The sequence below is a fragment of the Alistipes provencensis genome, assembly GCF_900083545.1.
Taxonomy (GTDB): Bacteria; Bacteroidota; Bacteroidia; order Bacteroidales; family Rikenellaceae; genus Alistipes; species Alistipes provencensis.
Genome location: NZ_LT559262.1, coordinates 2091250 through 2112603, shown reverse-complemented (window position 1 = coordinate 2112603; position 21354 = coordinate 2091250). Strand labels below are relative to the sequence as shown.

14 protein-coding genes are annotated in these 21354 nt (G+C 60.2%); 7 read left to right on the top strand and 7 right to left on the bottom strand.

The genetic code is table 11. The features are described 5' to 3' along the window. Positions 1-15: 15 nt before the first annotated feature. From BN5935_RS08355 to asnS, 7 genes are all read right to left on the bottom strand, one after another. Positions 16-1830, bottom strand: coding sequence for a RagB/SusD family nutrient uptake outer membrane protein (locus BN5935_RS08355; RefSeq protein ID WP_064975704.1), 1815 nt, complete (start codon positions 1828-1830; stop codon positions 16-18). 11 nt (positions 1831-1841) lie between these two features. Beyond that, positions 1842-5009 carry a SusC/RagA family TonB-linked outer membrane protein gene (locus tag BN5935_RS08350; protein ID WP_235821048.1) on the bottom strand — a complete coding sequence of 1056 codons (3168 nt, stop codon included), beginning with the start codon at positions 5007-5009 and terminating at the stop codon, positions 1842-1844. A 25-nt stretch (positions 5010-5034) separates the two neighbouring features. After that, on the bottom strand, positions 5035-6885 hold the full coding sequence (locus tag BN5935_RS08345; RefSeq protein WP_235821047.1) for a RagB/SusD family nutrient uptake outer membrane protein: 1851 nt from the start codon (positions 6883-6885) through the stop codon (positions 5035-5037). A 21-nt stretch (positions 6886-6906) separates the two neighbouring features. Further along, on the bottom strand, positions 6907-10119 hold the full coding sequence (locus BN5935_RS08340) for a SusC/RagA family TonB-linked outer membrane protein (RefSeq protein WP_235821046.1): 3213 nt from the start codon (positions 10117-10119) through the stop codon (positions 6907-6909). A gap of 273 nt (positions 10120-10392) precedes the next feature. After that, positions 10393-11001: a hypothetical protein gene (locus tag BN5935_RS08335; protein WP_064975701.1), complete on the bottom strand. Its 609-nt coding sequence runs from the start codon at positions 10999-11001 to the stop codon at positions 10393-10395. Between the two features lie 161 nt (positions 11002-11162). Continuing rightward, positions 11163-12584, bottom strand: a complete 1422-nt coding sequence (rpoN, locus tag BN5935_RS08330; RefSeq protein WP_064975700.1) for an RNA polymerase factor sigma-54 — start codon at positions 12582-12584, stop codon at positions 11163-11165. Between the two features lie 208 nt (positions 12585-12792). Further along, complete coding sequence (gene asnS, locus BN5935_RS08325; RefSeq protein WP_064975699.1) at positions 12793-14181, bottom strand: asparagine--tRNA ligase; 1389 nt, start codon at positions 14179-14181, stop codon at positions 12793-12795. A gap of 190 nt (positions 14182-14371) precedes the next feature. Here asnS and BN5935_RS08320 point away from each other — a divergent pair, with 190 nt between their 5' ends. The 7 genes from BN5935_RS08320 to nadC all read left to right on the top strand — a co-directional run bounded on the left by BN5935_RS08320 (position 14372) and on the right by nadC (position 21351). Then, positions 14372-15721 carry a glycoside hydrolase family 2 TIM barrel-domain containing protein gene (locus BN5935_RS08320; RefSeq protein ID WP_064975698.1) on the top strand — a complete coding sequence of 450 codons (1350 nt, stop codon included), beginning with the start codon at positions 14372-14374 and terminating at the stop codon, positions 15719-15721. Between the two features lie 19 nt (positions 15722-15740). Beyond that, positions 15741-16532: a S1/P1 nuclease gene (locus BN5935_RS08315; RefSeq protein ID WP_064975697.1), complete on the top strand. Its 792-nt coding sequence runs from the start codon at positions 15741-15743 to the stop codon at positions 16530-16532. A gap of 2 nt (positions 16533-16534) precedes the next feature. Next, positions 16535-17008 (top strand): 23S rRNA (pseudouridine(1915)-N(3))-methyltransferase RlmH, encoded by a 474-nt coding sequence (gene rlmH, locus BN5935_RS08310; RefSeq protein WP_064975696.1) that lies wholly within the window; start codon positions 16535-16537, stop codon positions 17006-17008. After that, complete coding sequence (locus tag BN5935_RS08305) at positions 17008-17583, top strand: helix-turn-helix transcriptional regulator (RefSeq protein WP_064975695.1); 576 nt, start codon at positions 17008-17010, stop codon at positions 17581-17583. Before rlmH ends, BN5935_RS08305 begins: the two co-directional genes overlap by 1 nt. Before the next feature lie 77 nt (positions 17584-17660). Continuing rightward, a complete protein-coding gene (locus BN5935_RS08300; RefSeq protein WP_064975694.1) occupies positions 17661-19931 on the top strand; it encodes a TonB-dependent receptor in 2271 nt (756 codons plus the stop codon). Positions 19932-19943: 12 nt separating this feature from the next. Beyond that, the gene (locus BN5935_RS08295) at positions 19944-20483 is read left to right on the top strand and encodes a hypothetical protein (RefSeq protein WP_064975693.1); all 540 of its coding nucleotides are present in this window, start codon (positions 19944-19946) and stop codon (positions 20481-20483) included. A 13-nt stretch (positions 20484-20496) separates the two neighbouring features. Beyond that, positions 20497-21351: a carboxylating nicotinate-nucleotide diphosphorylase gene (gene nadC / locus BN5935_RS08290; protein WP_064975692.1), complete on the top strand. Its 855-nt coding sequence runs from the start codon at positions 20497-20499 to the stop codon at positions 21349-21351. Positions 21352-21354 lie beyond the last annotated feature (3 nt).

The following is a 21354-nucleotide window of genomic DNA, read 5'->3' as shown; positions in this document are numbered from 1 at the left end:
TTTTCAGGTTGTGATTTACTGCCAGTTCTCCCAGCCTTCGTTCTGCACGAGGCCCTTGACGTTGAGCATCTCCTTGTAGGGGATCGGGAGGTAAGCCGATGTAAACGAGCGCTTTTCGACCGCATGGTTGAAGTCATACACGAAGTCGCCGTTCAGTTGGCGCGTAACCTGCACGCCGTGCACCTCGCGGTTCAACTCGCCGAGCGTCGTCGTCCAGCGTCGCAGGTCGAAGAACCATGTGCCCTCGAAGCAGGTCTCGATACGGCGCTCGTTGCGCAGGAACTTGTCGAAAGCCTCCTTGCCGGCCAGCGAAATCTGCTCCAGATAGGGATCGGCCTTGATGCCCTCGGCACCGTCGTAGGTCGTGCGGCTGCGCAGATAGGCGATGGCCTCGCGGGCCGTCAGACCGTCGATCGGGGCGTTGGGGCCGCCGACCCGGTTGGCCGCCTCGGCGAAGGCCAGCACCATGTGGGCCCAGCGGATGAAGAACTTCGAGTGCGGCATCTTGTTGACCGAGGTCTCGGACCAGTTGAGGCCCATGTAGACGAACTTTTTGATATGGTAGTTCGTCAGCGAGTTCTTCGAGCTGGTGCCGGCTGCGTCCTTGCCGCCGTTGGACCAGTTCTCGAAACTGTAGGTCTTGCCCGTCTGTCCCGTAACCACCGAACGGCCGTTGTAGAAAATCACGCTGTAAAAACGCGGGTCGCGGTTGAGGTAGGGATTCGCGGGATCGTAGGCATAGTTGGGCGACTCGCCGACCGGATAGCCGTCGGCCATGCCGAAGGCGTCGACCAGCTCCTGCGTGGCGCCCATCGCACCGTTGCCCTGAAAACCGCCCGGATAGAAAGCGCGTTCCATGTCGTCGTTCGAGGACTTGTAGCGCGAGCCGTAGACGATCTCGGGGTTGTTGGGGTCGCACCAGTCGACCTGCCGGCCGACGGAGAAACCGCCGGCGACGTTGTCCACCGTCATCTTGAAATCCATCACCTCCTTGGCGCATTCGGCGGCCTTCCGCCAGCGCTCCACGTCGCCGTCGGGGTTGAAGCGCGGGCTGGCCCATGTGAGGTAGAGCTGCGCCTTGATGGCCACGGTGCTGATGCCGTCGAGACGGCCCCAGTTCTGGGCGCCCATCACCCGGCGGTCGTCGGCGTTCGGCACCAGAAAATCGCGGTGCGCGATCGGCAGGTACTTGTAGGCCGAGTCGCAGTCGCGCACGATCTGCGCCACGCACTCGTCGTAGGTGTTCCGCTCGAAGCGCAGGTCGCGCATCTCCTCGGGCGACATCTCCCAGACACGCACGGGTTCGAGCAGGATGGGATAACCCAGCAGACGGCCGTCGGTGCCGCGTCCGCCGAACTTTTGCAGCAGGTCCCACTGGAACCACGCGCGCAGGGCGTAGGCCTCGCCCCAGAGGCGGTTACGGAGCAGTTCGTCGAGGTGGTCGTCGAGCATGTAACGCATGTTCAGCCCGCGGTTGTCCTTAAGGAACATGTTGACGTTGTAGATGCCCTTGTAGTCGCGGTCCCAATAGGTCTCGAACGGGTCGTTCGTGGGGCTGGTGACGCCGACGGCGAAACGCCGCAGGACATCGGTCGTCGAGGTGCGCACGGCGTTGTCCGTGGCGCAGTCGAGGTAGGCGCCCTCGTTGTCGTTGTAGTTCTGGGCCATGTAGTCGTAGCACTTGCCGATGAGACCCTGCATGGTCGTCGGGTTGGTCAGGATGTAATCCTCCGAGCGGATGGCGCTGGGATAGGGATCGAGGAAATCGCTGCACGAGCACATCGCACCAACTGCGGCAACTGCCAGTATCCGATAATATATTCTTTTCATCGTCGTCTCAATTAGAAAGTTAACTTAACGCCTGCCACGAAGGTGCGCATCAGCGGATAGTTCGTGAGTCCGGAGCTGACGGCCTCGGGATCGACATCCTTGATCTTCGAGAGGGTGCAGAGGTTGTTGCCGCGCAGGTAGACCCGCATGCGGCGGATCGAGGTGATCCCCAGCCGGCGCACGGGCAGTTCGTAGCCCAGTTCGACGGTCTGGATCTTGAAGAACCCGCCGTCCTCCAGCCAGAAGGTCGAGGTCTTGTAGTTGTTGTTGACCTTGTTGTAGGTCAGGCGCGGGTGGTTGGGATTGCCGGCGTTGCGAAGCGTGTACTTCGAGTAGTTGCCGTCGCCCCAGCCGTTCCAGAAATAGTCGTTCGTCAGCGCGATGTCGTAGAAAGCGCGTCCCGTACCCACTACCGTCAGGTCGAAATCGCGGTAGCGGAGGTTGACATTCACGCCGTAGATCATCTTGGGCGTCGAGTTGCCGATGACGCAGAAGTCGTTGTCGTCGATCTGGCCGTCGCCGTTCATGTCCTCGTACTTGAGATCGCCCTTCTGGAGCTTGTCGTCGAAGAGCTGCGGCACTACGAGCGTCTCCTCGTCGCTCTGGAACTGCCCGATGTAGCGCAGGCCCCAGATCGAAGAGGCCGAATAGCCGACCTTCGAACGATAGGCGTCCTTGTAGTCGAGCTCGTCGGCGCGGAGCACCTTCGAAGCCTGGAACGTCGCCCAGCCGTTGACCGAGTAGGAGAAGTCACCGGCCCGGTCGCGCCAGCCCAGCGCCAGCTCATAGCCCTGATAGCGGGTCTTCTCGTAGTTCATCCAGAGCGATCCCGACGAGATGCCGGCCAGCAGCGGCAGGACGTTCTTCATCTCGGTGACGGGGCCGTCGGAGAGCGTGTTGTAGTAGTTGAGCTCGAAGCTCAGCCGGCGGCGGAGGGCAAGACCCTCGATGCCGACCGTAAATTCGCGGCGCTTCTCGAAACGCAGGTTGGGGTTGCCCAGCATCTGCGCGTAGAGCCGGTCGACGGCGTTGCTCGTGGTGCTTCCGAACCACTGGTTGTTCGTGTGGGGGCCGAACTTCTGTCCGTCGCTGTCCCACTTGTAGTTGTCGACGTCGCGGTTGGCCGACATCGAACCGTCGTAGTAGAGGATACCACCCTCGGCACGCAGCTTCAGGAAGTCGATGCCGCGGAGCTCCTTCATGAAGTTCTCCTCGGAGACGATCCAGCCCAAACCCACCGACGGCGATGCCGACCAGCGGTTGTTGAGCAGCGCATAGGTTCCCTGATAGCTGCATGCCGCCTGTACGAGATAACGGCCGTCGTAGGCGTAGCGGGCGCCGAAGCCGAAGGTCATCTCGCGGCGGTGCTCGGTGATGAACTTCTGCGAACGCTTGGTAATCATGTAGGAGGCCGACGCAGCGACGGCATGGCGGCCGAAGGTGCGGTCGTAGGCGAACTTCTGCACGAAATAGAAGCGGTTGGAGAAGTAGTCGAGCAGCCGGGTCTTGTTGGCCATCGACTTCACGCTGTGGCTGCTGCTCTGCTCGGGAATCATCGCGTCGTAACCGTTCTCGTCGATACCCTTGTTCAGGATGTAGGCCGCATAGTCCTCGGCCGTACCCAGACGCACGAGGTTCGTGGCGTCGTAGGCTCCGTAGGTCATCGACGTGAGGCCCGGAGTGAGGAACGAGAAGTCGACGTCCACGCCCACGTTGATCAGGCCCTTGCGGATGGTCTCGGTATAGGCGCCGTTCTCGAGGATGTTGGCCACGGGATTCTGCTTGTAGAGCGACGAGACGGCATACCACGGCGATTCCAGATCGGGATCGTTGTTGGCGTAGATCGGGAACGAGATGCCCGGCGTGGTGTTGATGTCGCTGATGATGTCGGGGAACTCGGTCACGCCGAGCGTAGTGTTCGACGAGGCGTCCTCGCTCGAGTAGTTCGAACTGTAACCGTAGTTGGACGACTTGCGGATACCCATGGTCGAAACCAGACCGAAGCGCGCCCGGATGTAGCGGTGCAGTTTGATGTCGAGGTTGGCGTTGATGTTCACGCGGTTGTAGTTCGCCGCGGGGCCGATCTTGTAGATGTCGTCCTCACCGGCGTAACCCAGAAAAGCGAAGTAGCGCACCAGATCGTTGCCGCCTCCCGAGGAGACGTTGGCCTTGGTGTAATACATCGTGTTCTTGAGCATCATGTCGCGGAAATCGACGCTCGGATTCCACTTGTCGTAGGGATCGTTCTTGGCATAGGCCGCCACGTCGTCGCGCGAATAGAGCATGTCGAGACCGCTGTTGCTGCGGGCGATGTTGTTCAGGCGGGCATAGTCGGCGCCGCTGACATACTCGGGCATGCGGTCGACGGTGTTCACGCCGCCCTCGACGTCGACCGTCAGGTAGCGGTCGTTGTAGCGGCCGCGCTTGGTCTTGATATAGACGATGCCGTTGGCGGCCGCAGGTCCGTAGAGGCTCTTTTCGAGCACGTCGCGGACGATGGTGATCGACTCGATCTGCTGGGGGTCGAGCGGCGTCTCGTCGATCTGCACGGGGATATCGTCGACCATGTACATCATCTGCTTGCCGCGGGTCGTGACGCTGACGCGCGTCGAGGCGCCGTACTGGCCGATGTGCTCCAGCGGATTGACGCCGGGGCCGCCGAACTTCTCGGCAACCTCAACGCCGCTGGCCAGACCCGTCAGGGCATTGCGGATGTCGGTCGAGGAGTATTTTTCGAGCTCCTCGCCGCGGATCACGATCGAGCTGCCCACCGACCAGCGTTTCTTGAGGGTGGTATACGGCAGCGGAATGTCGTCGTCCTCGCCGGCCAGCAGGATTGCGGGGGTCAGCGTCACCAGCGACGACTCGGCCAAGGCGCTGCCCAGTGCGCGGACGGGGGTGAAGCCCTCGGCCGAAACCGTCACCAAATCGCGGGGTGCGACGGAAAAGACGATGCGGCCCGCTTCGTCGGCTTTCAGGTGCTGCGCACCCTCGCCCACCGTGAGATCGGCATTGGGGACCGGCTTCCCGTCGGGCGTGACCACCGCGACGGAGACGTCGACCCGCCGTGCCTGCGCCTTGCGTGCCTGCGCCGCAGCCGGGCTGAACCACGCCGGGAGGATCAGCAGCATGCACAGCAGCGCAGCGTATTTAGACTGTGAAAACAAGATATGTTTCATAAATTTTCTCATTATGCGATTAACACTACCACGCCTCGTTGGGTACATAGTTCTTCATTTTGAGCAGGTCGCTCGTCTGGAACTGCACATAGTACATACCGTCGTTCTTCCATGCGATCTGACGGTTCGAAGGCAGTTCGAACCGCTCGTAACGGAAGCCCGTGGGATACTGCGCCGTAGCCCCCGCCGAGAGTTTGGTGACGCGCATGCCCGTCAGCCGCGTGCGGTGGATCGCGGGCGCATCCTTCCAGCGGCGGATGTCGCAGAAATAGTGGTAGCCTTCGAAGCAGAGTTCGACGGTGCGCTCGTTCTTGATGCGCGGACGCAGGGCGTCCTTATCGGTCGTGTAGGCGTCGAGCACGGCAGGCATCCCGACCCGGTCGCGCACCGTGTTCAGCGCCTGAAGGGCCGTCATCGTGGCGCCGGGAGCCAGTCCGTCGGGACCGTAGGCCTCGTTGGCCGCTTCGGCATAGTTGAGGTAGACCTCCGCCAGACGAATGATCGGATCGGTCAGCAGCAGGTTCTGCACGCCCTTGTTCGAAAGGGCGCCCGTGCGCTTCTGCTCGTAGTAGAAGGTCTCCGAAACACCGTCCTCGCTGCCGCTGCGCTTCTGGATCAGCGATCCCGAAGGCAGGCTGCCGTCCTCGTTCACATAGATCGAGGCGTTGCCGTAGCCCTGCACCGGCTTCTGGTTGTAGATCACCACGAAATCGAAGCGCGGATCGCGGTTCGTATAGGGGTTCTGCTCGTTATACTGCCCGGCAGCGGTCGCAGCGGCACGCTCCTCGGGGGTATTGAGCGGCCAACCGCCGGCGGTCTCGAACTTGTCGACGAAATTCTGCGTCGGGCACTGTCCCGAGCTGAAGGCGTTGTTCGAGAAGCAATAGGGCACGAAAGCCTGCACGCGGTCGTTGTTGTAGTTGGTCGTGCTGCCGCTCGTATAGGCCCACAACTGCTCGTTGGTGTATTTCGTACCGTAGAAGTTGTCGGTATACTTCTCCTTGGCGAGCAGGAGGTAGCCGTAGTCGAGCGCACTCTTCAGCGCCGTCCAGTTGGCCTCGGCAGCCGCCTCCCAGCGGGTGATGTCGTTGCCGGGATTGCTCAGCGGGCTGGCGGCATAGAGCAGTGCACGGCCCTTCATGGCCAGCGCCGTCACACCGTTGGGCTTGTCCTGATCCGAGGCCGAGAGGTGTCCCGAGCCCGAAGCCGGGTCACGGCGCATCAGGCCCGCCTGATCGAAGATGTCGGCCGCGGTCTGGAAATCGGCGGCGATGCGCTGCAACATGTCGTTGTCCGACAGGCGCGGCAGGTCCCACTCGTCCTCCGAGCCCATCACCTTGTCGATGTAGGGCAGCGAACCGTAGAGGCGGAAGAGTTCGAAATGGCAGTAGGCACGCACGAAGTAAGCCTGCGCCAGCAGGTCCTTCTTCTCACGGTCGGTGGCGTCCTGCAGCATGTCGATGTTGCGGATGGCCATGTTGGCCACGCGGATCGACTTCCACGAATAGGGAACCTTCGCGGTCTTCGACTCGTTGTTGTAGCCTGTGGCATAGGTCACAGTCGAACCATCGCCCATGCGGCCGGGCTGGCAGCGCTGGATACGGGTCATGTCGCACATGTCGGTAAGGCCCTCCATCGTGTATTTCTGGTTGTTGCCGGCGAACCACAGCGGATAGTGGGCCTTGATGTTGAAATTGGCTCCGTTGTAGGCCGCGTTGAAGTAGCTCTTGAAGTTGGCGTACTTCGAGAAAACCTCCTTTTCGTCCAGTCCGGCGTCGGGTGCCTTGTCGAGATATTCGTTCAGGCACGAAGTGCTGCCCGCGGCAACCGCCGCCAGCATCGCCCAGCTCAATACCTTTGTCAATATATGTTTCATGGTCTGTTTGCGTTTTTGGGGTTAGAACGATACCTGAAGACCCAGTTTGATGGTCATCATCTGCGGATACTGACCCCACACGAGGTACTTGTTTTCGGGATCGCCCTCGAGCAGGTCGGTGAAGGTCAGCAGGTTGTTACCCGTGGCGTACACTTTCAGGGCACGCACGCCCAGCGCCTGCTTGATCTTCGGACCGCTCCATGTGTAGCCGATCGAAACCTCCTTCAGACGCAGGTAGTCGGCGCGGCGCCACGAGCGGCCGGCGAGTTTGGCGTTGTAACCGCCCGTCGTCGCACTCTCATTGTAGCCCGACCAGTTCATGTTGACCTGCGACGAAGCGGTGTAGTGTACGGCTCCGTGGTTGCCGCCGGGATTCGACGGCGACCAGTAGTCGAGCGACGAAAGGTGGGTGCGGTAGTTGCCCTTGTAGAACTCCCATTCGTACATCTGGTCGAAGTTGACCCATTTCTTGGCATAGCCTTGGAAGAGGACGTTCACGTCGAGGCCCTTCCACTTGAAACCCGCGTTGAAGGCATAGGCGATCGGGGGATTGAGCGAACCCTCCATGCGTGCGAGGTCGTCCTTGTCGATCTTGCCGTCGCCCGTGAAGTCGAGGAACTTGTAGTCGCCGACCACCACGTCGCTGACCTTGCCGGGCAGGAAGTTGCTGTGGATGTCGTCCACCGACGTGAGGTAGCCGTTGCCCACGAGGTACGCGCCGCTGAGCTGTGCACCCAAGGCCGTCCCGACCTTGCGCTGGTGCGCAAGGGCGTAGAGGGCGTCGTCGGCATAGAGGATGCGGTTCTCGTTGAACGAGAAGTTGCCGCCCAGAAAGATCGTCCAGTCCTTGTTCAGTTGTTTGCGGTAAGAGAGTTCCAGCTCGATGCCGTGCTTCTTGATCTTACCCTTGTTGAGCTCCTTCGAGGTATTGCCGATCCACATCGGGGTCGTGTTGTCCACCGAGATGAGCATCTTGTCGCGCTTCTCGTCGAAGAGGTCCACGCTCAGGTGGAGTTCGTCCCGGAGGAAGCTCATCTCGATGCCGAGGTCGCGTTTCATGGCCTGCTCCCACTGCACCGAGCTGTTGGCGATCTTGTCCTCGACGATGTTGCCGTTGGAGTCCTTCGAGAATTCGCTCATGTAGAGCCAGCGGTTGTTGGCGTAGTCGCTGCCGACCAGACCCTGCGAATAGCGGAGTTTCAGCTTGCTGAACCACGGTTTCAGCGGCTCGAAGAAACGCTCCTCCGAAACCACCCATCCCACAGCGCCCGAGGGGAAGAAACCGAAGCGGTTGCCCGGGGCGAAACGCTCCGAACCCGTGTAACCCATGTTGACCTCGACGAGATACTTATGGGCGAAATCGTAGGTGGCGCGCGCCACGATCGCTTCGTTGTAGTAGGGGAAATCCGAACCCTTGTCCTGCTCCTGCCGGTTGAAGAGCACCAGCCCCGTCACGTTGTGGCGGCCGAAGGTGCGGTTGTAGTTGAGCGAGATGTCGTAATAGAGGTCGAGGTAGTAGCCGTCCTGCAGCGCGTTGCCGGCCGTCGTATAGACCGGATTGGGCACATAGAGATAGCCGTTGTCGCCCGTGCGGCGCCATGCGTTCTCGTCGGTGCCGATCTTCGAGAAATCGAGGTACCAAGCCGGACGGTCGTACTCGGTGCGCAGGGTCGTATATTTATAATAAGTGCTCAGCGACACCTTGCCCTGCACCGAGAGGCCCTTGGTGATGAAGTCGAGCTTCTGGTTGAGGATGATGTCCGAGAAGAGCTTGGAATCGGTGAGCTGGATGAAGCGGCCGCGCATCATCTGGTAATAGGGGTTGCCCGTGGTCTGGTCGGCCTCGCTGATCAGACGGTCCTCCACGACGCCCGGATAGTCCAGATCGGGAACCTCCTCCAACACCCACGAGGGGTAGTACATCGGGTATTTGGCCGTCGAGCTGCCGAAGATGTATTTCCACATGCCGTCGTCGCCGTCCTGCGGCTGGGGCTTGTTCTTGATGCCGACGTTGCCGCCCAGCTTGAACGACACGACGGTCGTGGGCGTGACGTTGAAATCGACGTTGGTGCGGAAGTTGAACCTATTGTAATAGTAGCGCGAGTCGATCTTGCCGTCGTTCACACCTTTGAATATGGAGCCTTCGTGCGCGTATCCCACCGAGGCGAAATACTTCACGAAGCGCGTACCGCCCTGAATGTTGAAGTTGGCGTTGATCGTCGAGGCGAACGAGTCGGTCATTTCGTCCAGCCAGTTCACGTCGGGATAGCGCAGCGCGTTGAGGCGCGACGAGGGACGGCGGTACTCGTTGAGGTCCGCCTCCGAGGTGAGCGAATCGAAGAGCTGGTCGTTCATCTTGGCCACGTTCATCAGCGACATCGTCCGGTAGGAGTCGATATGCTTGGGGGTGTTGATCGGAACGGCGAAACCCGTCGAGAACGAGAAGTCCATCTTCGGCTTGCCCTCCTGACCGCTCTTGGTCGTGACGATGATGACACCGTTGGCACCCTTGGCTCCGAACACGGCCGTCGCCGAAGCGTCCTTCAGGACCGAGATGTTGGCCACCTCGTTGGGGTCGATGGTCGAAAAGTCGCGCTCCACGCCGTCCACCAGCACCAGCGGGTTGGAGTTGCTGAAGCTCGAGACGCCGCGGATCAGGATCTCGGCGTCGTTCTGACCCGGCTGTCCCGAGGTCTGGAGCGTCGTGACGCCCGAGAGCTTACCCGCGAGGGCGTTGGTGATGTTCGACACGCCCGAGTCCACGAGAGCGTCGCCCTTGACCTGCGAAATGGCGCCCACGACGCTCTCTTTGCGCTGCACGCCGTAGCCCACGACCACGACGTCGGCGATGGCCGCGGCGTTCTCCTGCAGCGTCACCACATACTGCGTCTGCGACGTCAGCGTCACCAACTGGGTCTCATAGCCCAGATAGGAGACCTGCAGACGACCTTTGGCGGGAACCTCCAGCGAGAAGGCGCCCTTCACATCGGTGGTCGTGCCGGTCGTCGTACCTTCGACAATCACGTTGGCTCCGATCACCGGCGCACCGGCCTGATCGACCACCGTACCCTGAATACGGTGTTTCGAGGCGGCATTCCCGGCCTGCGCCGCCGCAGCCGGCGCGGCAACGGCTCCCGGCGCCTGCAGCAGACACAGCGCCAGAACCAACACGGCGAAACGCAGTGCGCCCCATCGTCCGGTTCCGGAAATTGCATACTTTGTAGATTTACTCATGTTGATTGGTTTAGGTTATTTGTCTTGTTTCAGCTTGCCATTATTTAAATTTTTAAATAATTACACTCTTCCGGTACTGCAAACTTAAAATAAGGCATCCCGGAAGACTGAAACTTGCGTACATCTGATTGAAACAATCATACATTTCTGCAGGATGTGTGCGCACACATCCGCCCGAAACAACAGGAGTGACGAAAAAAAGGGGACGGATTTCCTATCCGTCCCCGAGAGGGAGATCCCTGGCCGCAAGCGACTGCGAGAGCTTATTTTACCTTATAAAAAGAGTACGGCGAGTACCGAAACGGCGAAACCGCCGCAGAATCCGGCCAACACCTGCCGTCCGTTGTGACACCCCAAGTAGAGGCGCGCCGAAGCCAGCGCCCCGGCGCAGAGGATGGCCGCCATGAGCGGCACCATCATGTTGCCCACGCCCACGACGTTCATCACCACCAGCAGCGCAACGACGGCGCCCATGCCCGTCAGGTGGAGGCTGATCTTCCAATAGAGCGACACCCCGAGGCACAGCAGTTCGCAACAGGCCGCGGCGAGCATGAACTTGCGCAGGAACATCGCCGAAGGGATTTTGGCAATGGTGATGGCGCAGAGGATATAACAGAGCGCCCCGACCAGCAGCGGCAGCATCCGCTCGCGCCGGTCGTCGACGCGGTAGTCCGAAATGCGCCCCAGCGACCGCAGCACCCCGAGCGCCAGCACGGGAATGACGACGGCATAGAGCACCACCACCCACAGCAGATAGAACTTCACGTTCGAGGGGTAATGGGCGAAGGTGGTCATCGTCAGCAGCACCGCCATCATATAGATCGGCAGCAGGAACGGATGCAGGACCCAAGATATGCCGGTAGAAAGTTTTTTATAATCCATTGCTTCATTCATTAATGTAATCTCACGCGATCTTCCGGGCGAAATCCCGGTTGCGTCGCGACAAGCCCCCGCCTGAGGCGGGGGTTTGGGGGTGGGTCAGACTTGCAAACGACGCCATAGGCGGCGACAACAGCAGCGGAGAGCAATCTGACGGTACTTCATCATATTTGTTTCCTCAAACGCGCTACCGGAATCCCGAGCATTTCGCGGTATTTGGCCACGGTGCGGCGGGCGATGCGGTAGCCCTTCGAATTGAGGATGTCCATCAGCGTCTCGTCGGTCAGCGGACGGCGCTTGTCCTCCTCGTCGATGCACTCCTGCAGGATGTTCTTGATCTCGTAGCTCGACACCTCCTCGCCCGAATCGGTCTGCATGGCCTCCGAAAAGAGCGATTTCAGGAGGATGATCCCGAACTGCGTCTGCACATATTTGCTGTTCACCACGCGCGAGATGGTCGAAACGTCGAGCCCCGTGCGGTCGGCGATGTCCTTGAGGATCATCGGCCGGAGCTTCGACTTGTCGCCGTCCTTGAAATACTCCTCCTGATAGTCCAGAATGGTCTGCATCGTGCGCATCAGCGTGTCGTGGCGCTGCTTGATGGCCGAGATGAACCACTTCGCCGAGTCGATCTTGCTCTTCACGAACTGGATCGCCTCCTTGTCCTTGTCCCGGACGCGGCCGTCCGAACCCACCATCTCGCGGATCATCTCCATGTAGCGGCGGTTGACGCGCACCTCGGGGACGTTATAGGAGTTCAGCGAGAGGGTGAACCGCCCGTCCTGATAATCGAGGATGAAATCCGGGATGATGTAGGGCGTGGTGTCCGTGCCGCCCTCGGCGTAGAGGTTGCCGGGCTTGGGCGACAGGTGGCGGATCTCGGCGATCGCCTCGCGGAAATCGTCCTCGGAGATTTGCAGCCGCGCCATCAACTTCTCGTAGTGCTTCTTGACGAACTCGTCGAAATAGTTGGTCAATATCTTGCGGGCCAGCCGCCGCGGGCGGGTGTTGATCGGCATCTGGGCCATCTGCAACAGCAGGCATTCCCGCAGGTCGCGGGCGCCGATACCGGCGGGCTCCAGTTCGTGGATGATGTCCAGCAGGCGTTCGAGCTCCCCGGCCGTGGTCTCGACACCCACCGTAAAGGCGATGTCGTCGGCCACGGACTCCAGATCGCGGCGCAGGTAGCCGTCCTCGTCGATGCTCCCGACCAGATAGACCGCCAGCCGCATGTCCCGCTCGGGAAGATTCCGGTAGCGCAGTTGTTCGATCAGATACTCCTGCAGCGAACGCCCCTCGGTCAGATAGACCGGGCGCTGTTTGTCGTCCTTCGAGAAGTTGTTGATGCGGCTCTTGTACGACGGCGTGTCGTCGTCGTGCAGGTATTCGTCGACGGAGATCTGCTGGGGTTGTTCGTCGTCCTCCGAGGAGCGTTCCTCTTCTTCCAGAACGATGTTGTCCTCGATCTCCTGTTTGATGCGCTGCTCGAGCTGCACGGCGGGCAGCTCCAGCAGCTTGATCATCTGAATCTGCTGCGGAGAGAGCTTCTGCTGAAGCGAAAGTACCTGTTTCTGATTAATAGCCATATAGGGTCCAAATTAAGAATTATTCAGCATTCCGAATTTGGTCTCTTCATTTATCGGGTTTGGTCTTGCTCGGTTATTCTTCGAAAGTCGTTCAGGGCGGACAGATTCCGGTTTTCGTGAAGTCGGCAGCGGCAGGAGCATACTCAGGTATGTGACTGTCGCGGACGGCGAGGGAAAGCCGGAAGGTGCCGCACTCGGACGGCTTTCGTTAGAAATCGGCGTGTTGCGGCGTCCGGGGGAACGGCTGCACGTCGCGGATGTTGGTCATGCCGGTCACGAAGAGCAGCAGGCGGTCGAAGCCCAGCCCGAAGCCCGAGTGGGGCGCCGATCCCCAGCGGCGGGTGTCGAGGTACCACCAGAGTTCGCGCTCGCTCATACCGAGCTCGGTCACGCGGTTGTGGAGTTTCGTGTAGTCGGCCTCGCGCTCCGAACCGCCGATGATCTCGCCGATGCCGGGGAACAGCACGTCCATCGCACGCACGGTCTTGCCGTCGTCGTTCTGCTTCATGTAGAACGCCTTGATCTCCTTGGGGTAGTTGATGAGGATGACCGGACGCTTGAAATGCTCCTCCACGAGGTAGCGCTCGTGCTCCGACTGGAGATCACAGCCCCAGTCGCAGGGGAATTCGAACTTGCGACCCGAAGCCTTCAGTATCTCGATGCCCTCGGTGTAGTCGAGGCGCTTGAAGTCGTGCTCCAAAACGAAGTGCAGACGCTCCAGCAGGCCCTTGTCCCACATCTTGTTCATAAACTCGAGGTCCTCGGCGCAATGTTCCAGCGCATAACGAATCAGGTATTTCAAGAAATCCTCGGCCAGCTCCATGTTGTCCTCCAGCTCGAAGAACGCCGCTTCGGGCTCGATCATCCAGAACTCCGACGCATGGCGCGGGGTGTTGGAGTTTTCGGCACGGAACGTGGGACCGAACGTATAGATGCGGCCCAGCGACAGCGCGCCCAGCTCACCCTCGAGCTGGCCCGACACGGTGAGGTTGCACGACTTGCCGAAGAAGTCCTGCGCATAGTCGACCGCCCCCTCCTCGGTCCGGGGCAGGTTGTTCAGGTCGAGCGTCGTCACCTGAAACATCGCGCCGGCACCCTCGCAGTCCGAAGCCGTGATGATCGGGGTATGGAAATAGTAGAAACCGTGGTTGTTGAAATATTCGTGGATGGCATAGGCCATGGCGTGACGGATGCGGAGCACCGCACCGAAGGTGTTCGTGCGCGGACGCAGGTAGGCGATATCGCGCAGGAACTCCAGCGAGTGTCCCTTCTTCTGCAGGGGATAGCTCTCGGGATCGGCCGTACCGTAAATCTCGATCTTTTCGGCCTGCACCTCGACGCCCTGTCCCGCGCCCGGCGATGCGACCAGACGGCCGTCGACACGGATGCAGGCGCCCGTGGTGACGGGTTTGAGCACCTCCTCGGAGATTTTCGCCAGATCGACCACCACCTGTATATTATTTACGCACGACCCGTCGTTCAGGGCGATGAACGCCACGTTCTTGTTCCCGCGCTTGGTGCGCACCCAGCCTTTGACGACGATGTCGGTGTCCACGACGCCCGACTTCAGAATTTCTGCGATTCTTTGCGTTTTCATAGTTTGTTTTTCACTCATTTTCCTGAATTGACAAAGTTAGCTATTATTTGCGATTTGGCAAAAAAAAATACCTTTGGTGTCGTAACGACACTTCTATAAGTCGGATTGTTTTACCGAACTGCATACGATTCCGTTTTGAACCCATCCAACTTTTGTTTATCTTTGTCCGGATTATACACCCCTGTATACGATGAAACGAACGATACTGACGGCTGCGCTGGCAGCCTGCACGCTTGCAGTTGCGGCCCAAGAGGAGCGAAACCCCGTTCCGATGACCTCTCAGGGAGGCCGCATCTACCGCACGGAGGTCGTACCCTACGACGCACGCCACGACGCCGACGCCCGCAACCGCGAAGCCGGAGCTTACTGGAAGGCTTTCAGTCCCGAAGTGACGGTTACGACCGAAGGTCCCCTTTATGCCATTCTCGGGCAGGAGATCGAAATTCCGTTTGCTTGGACCGACGGCGTGGTCTACCTGCATCTGGAAAATCCCGGCTCGGCCTACTCGCTCTGGCTCAACGACCGTCAGGTGGCCGAGGTCAGCGACCCGCTGACGCCCGCGGAATTCGACCTGACCCCCTATATCCGCGAGGGCGTCAACAACTTCAAACTGCTGATGCGCAACGACAACCCCGCCCGACAGCTCGACGCCGAAGCCCCCGCCGCCCGCATGTCGTTCGAAAACAGCTACCTCTATTACCAGAACAAACGTTCGATCGCCGATTTCGAAATCGGGCTGGTGCCCGACTCGCTGGGACGCGACTTCGGGATGCTGGACCTGCGGATCGTGGCGCAGAATGCGTTCAACTACGACGAGCCCGTCACGGTGGGTTACGACATCTATTCGCCGCAGGGCAAGCTGCTCGAGTTCAACATGACCGAGATCACCATTCCGGGCCGCTCGACCGACACGGTGCGCTTCTCGCCGTTCATCTACCACACCTACGACAACAAATGGGAGGCCGGGAGCAAGACCCCGCCGCTCTACAAGGTGATGCTCTTCACGCGCCGCAACGGCGTCTACAAGGAGTATATGCCCCTGAAGATCGGGTTCGGCAAGACCGAGCTCGTCGACGGACGCATCATGCGGCTGGGCAAGGAGCTCAAGCTGGAAAAGGCCCGCTACAACGCCGCCGCCGACCGCAAGACGGCCCTCGCGGAGCTCAGGGCGCTGAAGGCCAAAGGCAAAAACACGGTCTGCCCGGACTATCCGCAGCCGGCGTGGTTCTATGAACTGTGCGACGAACTGGGGCTCTACGTCATCGATCAGGCGAACATCAACGCCCCGGAGCACAGCGGCGACCGCACGGTCGGGGGAACGCCGTCGAACGACCCGAAATTCGCGGAGGAGTATCTGGAACGCGTGAAGGCGATGTATTACCGTTCGCGCAACTTCACCTGCGTCGTCGCCTACTCGCTGGGCGGTCCCTCGGGCAACGGATACAACATGTACAAGGCCTATCAGTGGTTGAAGTCGGTCGAGAAATCCCGTCCGGTGATCTATGCCGACGCCGACGGGGAGTGGAACACGGATCTGTAACCCATAACCAAACTCCGCTATGAAAAAACTGTTGATCCTCTTCTTCTTCGCAGGTCTCCTCAGCTCCGGAAGTGCTTTCGGATGGGGCCGTGAAGGACATGAGACCATCGCCAAAATCGCCGAACGCAACTTGACGAAGAAGGCCAAAAAGCGCATTGAGAAATACCTCGGAGGCCACTCTATCGTTTATTATGCCAAGTGGATGGACGAATACCGCCACACCCCGGAATATGCCTTCACCTCCGCATGGCATGTAGTGCCGGTCAACGCCGAACTATGTTACGAGGATTCGATGCTTACCCCGAAGGGCAATGCGATTTACGGGCTGGAACAGGCTGTCGAAAACCTGAAAAACTACCGAAATCTCCCCGATTCGGCCGTAGCCGTCAACCTCAAATACATCATCCATCTGGTCGGCGACATGCACTGCCCCGGACACGTCATCTACACGACGCACAACATAAATTACAACGTGTTGTTCGAGGACAAATTCCACAAACCCCACAAATTCCATATCCACAGCGTCTGGGACAATGAGGTCATCACCACCGCACGCATCTGGTCGGTCAGTGAATGGGCCGACGAGCTGGACCGCGTACGGAAATCCGAAAAACGGGCTATTGCAGCAGGCACGCCGCGCGACTGGCTCCACGACAACGCCGTGACATGCGAAGTGCAGTTCGAATGGGCGCAGCCCGATGCACGGCTGGGTCAGGATTTTCTGAATCAAGCCGTGCCACTGGTAGAACACCAGATTCGCAAAGCCGGATACAGGCTCGCCCGTATGCTGAACGAATTATTCGGGTCGTAGAAATGACCCTCGAACTGATCGTCATCGGCAAAACCGATTCGAAGGAGGTCGCCGCGCTGGTGGAGCTGTATGCCCGGCGCGTGAATTTCTACTGCAAATTCGCGGTCACCACCCTGCCCGACGTGCGCAACACCAAGAGTCTGACCGTCAAGCAGCAGCGCACGGCCGAGGGTGAAGCCATCCTGCGCCAGCTCACCGACGGCGACTATGTGGCGCTGCTCGACGAGCGGGGAACGGAGTTCCGCTCGGTGGAGTTCGCGCTGTGGCTGCAAAAACGCATGAACAGCGGCGTGAAGCGCCTCGTGATGGTGATCGGCGGTCCCTACGGATTCTCGGAGGAGGTCTACGCCCGCGCCGACGCCAAGCTGTCGCTCTCGCGCATGACCTTCTCGCACCAGATCGTGCGGGCGATCTTCGCCGAGCAGATCTACCGGGCCTTCACCATCCTCAACAACGAACCCTACCACCACGAATAATGCAGCAGCGCCCCGCCATAGCCGTCCTGACCCCCAACATCCTCGTAGGCGCGGGGCTCCGCTCCATTCTGGAAAAGGTGATCCCGCAGGCCGGCATCGAGCTGTTCCGCGATTTTCAGGATTTCGTCGAAGCGGAGCCGGAGCGGTTCATCCACTATTTCGTGGCGGCGCAGACCTTCGCGGCTCACAACGCCTACTTCCGCGCCCGGCAGCACAAGACCATCCTGCTCACGGCCGGACAGCCGCATGCCGGAATGCACTGCATCGACGTGCAGACCGATGAGGAGGAGTTCGTGCACGCGCTGGTGCAGATGCAGCGCAGCGTCCGCCGTCCGGAACACACCCTGCCGGAGTTGCCGCAGGCCGGGCAGCCGCTCTCGGAGCGTGAAGCCGAAGTGCTGGCGCTCGTCGCCCGGGGGCTCATCAACAAGCAGATCGCCGACCGTCTCGGCATCGGGCTGACGACGGTGATTTCCCATCGCCGCAACATCATGGAGAAACTCGGTATCCGTTCGGTGGCAGGGCTGGTGGTCTATGCACTGGCCGCGGGCTACGCCGACCCGGACGGGATGTAGGTCCCTCCTCATAAATTAGGATTGCACGGTTCGAAATAAATCCGTTACTTTGTAGCTCTGAAAAATCCCGTTCAAGAATGCACCGCAAGCTGATAGCCATACCGCTCCTGCTGCTGGCCGCCACGACCGCAGGCCGCACCTCCGGCGAGGAGGGACCGGCGTCGGGCACGGAAGCGGCCGACACGGTGATCGTGGTGGACAAGGTGCAGGTGACAGCCATCAAACAGGGGCTCGTACTACGGTCGCAGCCCGTTGCGGCATCGATCGTCGGCAGCCGCGCCATCGAACGCCGGCACATCGGAGCGCTGAAAAACCTCTCGCAGACGGTTCCCAATTTCCACGTCCCGGACTACGGTTCGCGCATGACCTCGTCGATCTATGTGCGGGGACTCGGAGCGCGCATTGACCAGCCGGTGATCGGGCTCAACATCGACAACGTACCCGTACTCAACAAGGATAATTTCGACACGGAGCTGGCCGACGCCGAGCGCATCGAGGTGCTGCGGGGTCCCCAGTCGACGCTCTACGGCCGCAACACGATGGGCGGCGTGGTGAACGTCTACACCCTCTCGCCGCTCTCGTACGAAGGGGTGCGGCTGACGGCCGAATACGGCAGCGGGGATTCCTACCGCTTCCGGGCGTCGTCCTACTACAAGCTCTCGCCCGATCTCGGCATGGCCGTGACGGGCTATTACACCCATACGGGCGGCTTTTTCGAAAATCAGTACACGGGCGAAAAGTGCGACTGGGAGCGGCTGGGCGGCGGTCGCTGGAAGACCCAGTGGCGCAACCGCAAGGGGCTCCGCATCGACAACACCCTCTCGTTCTCGGTGCTGGATCAGGGCGGCTACCCCTATGCCTATGTCGGCGAGGACATCGTACACGACGGCCAGACCGTCATCCGCAACGGGGAGATCAGCTACAACGATCCCTGCACATACCGCCGCACGACGATCAGCGACGGTCTCACGGTGCGCTACGACGCCGAAAAATTCGCCGTTTCGTCGATCACCTCCTACCAGTACTCCGACGACGAGATGATCCTCGATCAGGATTTCCTGCCCCTGAGCTATTTCACGCTCAAACAGGCCCGGCGGGAACATACCGTCACCGAGGACGTCGTATTCCGCTCGCGCGACGGACGCCGCTACGGCTGGCTGTTCGGGGCATTCGGATTTTACCGCCACGGGACGATGGACGCCCCGGTGCATTTCAAGCGGACGGGCATCGAGGAGCTGATCCTCAAAAACGCCAACGTCAGCCCCGATCTGGTCTACACGATGGATGCGGAGGAACTGCCGCTTTATTCCGATTTCCGCATGCCCTCGTACGGTGCGGCGCTCTACCACGAATCCCGCTTCACGCTGGGCCGTTGGCGGCTCACGGCCGGCATCCGCGCCGATTACGAGCGCACCCGGCTGCGTTACCACAGCAAGGCCGGCATGGACTACTCCCTGAGTGTCAACGGCGGAGCGCCGGCACCCATCCGGATCAACATCGACGAGACGAACGAGATCGCCCATTCCTACACCGAAATACTCCCGAAATTCTCGGCCATGTACTGCTTCGACGAGGTGCGCAACCTCTACGTCTCCATAGCCCGGGGCTACAAGGCCGGGGGATTCAACACGCAGATGTTCTCGGACATCCTGCAGGAAAAAATCAAATGGCAGATGGCCTCGGGAATCCCCTATGAAGAACCCGACCTGATGTCCTACGAGCCCGAATATAGTTGGAACTACGAGTTGGGCGGACATTTCTCATGCGTGGACGGCGCCGTGCGGGGCGATTTCGCGGTGTTCTGGATCGACGTCCGCGACCAGCAGCTCACGGTATTTCCCGAGGGGACGGCCACGGGCCGCATGATGACCAATGCGGGCCGCACGCGCAGCGTCGGGGCCGAAGCGGCCATCCAGTTCACGCCGTGGCGGTCGCTGGAGATCAACGCCGCCTACGGGTACACCGACGCCCGGTTCGTGCGTTACGACAACGGCATCGAGGATTTCAAGGACAACCGCATTCCCTACGCTCCGCAGCACACCTTTTCGGCCGGAGCGGCATGGACCATCCCGACGGGTGTAAGGTGGCTGGGCGATCTGGTCCTGCAGGCCGGGGTCCGCTGTGCGGGGCGTATCTGGTGGAACGAGGAGAACTCGCTCTCGCAGCCGTTCTACGCCCTCGTGGATGCCTCGGTACGCTTCGAACACAAGCGCTATTCGCTCGACATCTGGAGCCGCAACCTTTCGGGAACGAATTACAACGTATTCTATTTCAAGTCGATCGGCAACGAGTTCGTCCAGCGCGGACGCCCCCGGACTTTCGGCATCACCCTGAATATAAACATCTAAAAATACCGACGCATGAAAAAAATCCTCTTCCTCCTGTTCGCCGCCGCGGCTTTCGCAGCCTGCAACGACGACGACGGCGCACCCAAGATCCGTTACGCCTCGACCAACGACGGCATCGTCGACGGGCATCTCCAAGGTATCAACATGTTCTTCTACGGCCGCGCGGTCGCTACGGATGACACGGGCGACACCTACACCGACGACGAAGCCCTGTTCGAATTCGCCGGAGGTCCCTCGGGCGATTCGGAATATTTCTCCCTCTACATGCACAAGACCCGCTTTGCGGCCAGTATGCCGCCCTTCGAAATGAAAATACCGCATACCCACTACACCGGTAAGGGCAATTCGATCGCTTTTTCCGAAGAAAGCATTGTGCCCGAAGCAATCGTGCCCGGTCAGGACGGCTACCAACCCCTGCCCTCCTACACACTCACCGAGGTCGAAGGGTCGATCGACGGCGTCAACTGCCGTGTCAGCTTCACATGCACTGTCCCCAGACTGGAAAAAACCTACCGGATGGAATACGAAGGCAAACTGATTATCAAAGAATAAATATCCACGAACCATGAAACCCGAATACAAACCTTTCGTAGACGAATTGATCGAACTCTGCATCAAGGAGGACATCGGCGACGGCGACCACACGTCGCTCTCGTGCATCCCCGCCGACGAGCACGGACGCATGCGCCTGCTGTGCAAGCAGGAGGGCACCATCGCCGGCATCGAGATCGCCCGGCTGGTGCTCCGGCGCCTCGATCCCGAGATGACGTTCGAACAGATACTCCATGACGGCGACCGCGTCGTGCCCGGCGACGTAGCATTCTATGTCTCGGGACGCCTGCGTTCGCTGTTGCAGGCCGAGCGCATCCTGCTGAACATCATGCAGCGCATGAGCGGCGTGGCGACCCAGACGGCCGTTTACGTCAAAAAGCTGGAGGGGCTCCACACCAAGGTCCTCGACACCCGCAAGACCACGCCCGGGATGCGCGTGCTGGACAAGATGGCCGTGAAGCTGGGCGGCGGCGAGAACCACCGCATGGGACTCTTCGACATGATTCTGCTGAAAGACAACCACATCGACTTCGCAGGCGGTATCCGCCAAGCGATTACGGGAGTGCGCGAATACCTTGCGGCCAAGGGCAAGAACCTCCCGATCGAATGCGAGGTCCGCTCGCTGGAGGATATCGACGAGGTGTTCGCCGCGGGAGGCGTCGACCGCATCATGTTCGACAACTTCACCCCCGAAATGACCCGCAAGGCGGTCGAGAAAGTCGCCGGGCGCTGCGAAACCGAGTCGAGCGGCGGCATCACGCTCGAAACGATGCGCGACTACGCCGAATGCGGCGTCGACTTCATCTCGGTAGGCGCGCTGACGCACCAGATCCGCTCGCTCGACATGTCGCTGAAAGCCTGCGAATAAATG

Bases quoted from the DNA above. Each gene is read 5' to 3' on its own strand.
- rpoN (WP_064975700.1), bottom strand. From the start codon at position 12,584: ATGGCTATTAATCAGAAACAGGTACTTTCGCTTCAGCAGAAGCTCTCT.
- BN5935_RS08335 (WP_064975701.1), bottom strand. From the start codon at position 11,001: ATGGATTATAAAAAACTTTCTACCGGCATATCTTGGGTCCTGCATCCG.
- BN5935_RS08295 (WP_064975693.1), top strand. From the start codon at position 19,944: ATGAAAAAAATCCTCTTCCTCCTGTTCGCCGCCGCGGCTTTCGCAGCC.
- rlmH (WP_064975696.1), top strand. From the start codon at position 16,535: ATGACCCTCGAACTGATCGTCATCGGCAAAACCGATTCGAAGGAGGTC.
- BN5935_RS08300 (WP_064975694.1), top strand. From the start codon at position 17,661: ATGCACCGCAAGCTGATAGCCATACCGCTCCTGCTGCTGGCCGCCACG.
- BN5935_RS08350 (WP_235821048.1), bottom strand. From the start codon at position 5,009: ATGAAACATATCTTGTTTTCACAGTCTAAATACGCTGCGCTGCTGTGC.
- BN5935_RS08345 (WP_235821047.1), bottom strand. From the start codon at position 6,885: ATGAAACATATATTGACAAAGGTATTGAGCTGGGCGATGCTGGCGGCG.
- BN5935_RS08340 (WP_235821046.1), bottom strand. From the start codon at position 10,119: ATGAGTAAATCTACAAAGTATGCAATTTCCGGAACCGGACGATGGGGC.
- asnS (WP_064975699.1), bottom strand. From the start codon at position 14,181: ATGAAAACGCAAAGAATCGCAGAAATTCTGAAGTCGGGCGTCGTGGAC.
- nadC (WP_064975692.1), top strand. From the start codon at position 20,497: ATGAAACCCGAATACAAACCTTTCGTAGACGAATTGATCGAACTCTGC.
- BN5935_RS08305 (WP_064975695.1), top strand. From the start codon at position 17,008: ATGCAGCAGCGCCCCGCCATAGCCGTCCTGACCCCCAACATCCTCGTA.
- BN5935_RS08355 (WP_064975704.1), bottom strand. From the start codon at position 1,830: ATGAAAAGAATATATTATCGGATACTGGCAGTTGCCGCAGTTGGTGCG.
- BN5935_RS08315 (WP_064975697.1), top strand. From the start codon at position 15,741: ATGAAAAAACTGTTGATCCTCTTCTTCTTCGCAGGTCTCCTCAGCTCC.
- BN5935_RS08320 (WP_064975698.1), top strand. From the start codon at position 14,372: ATGAAACGAACGATACTGACGGCTGCGCTGGCAGCCTGCACGCTTGCA.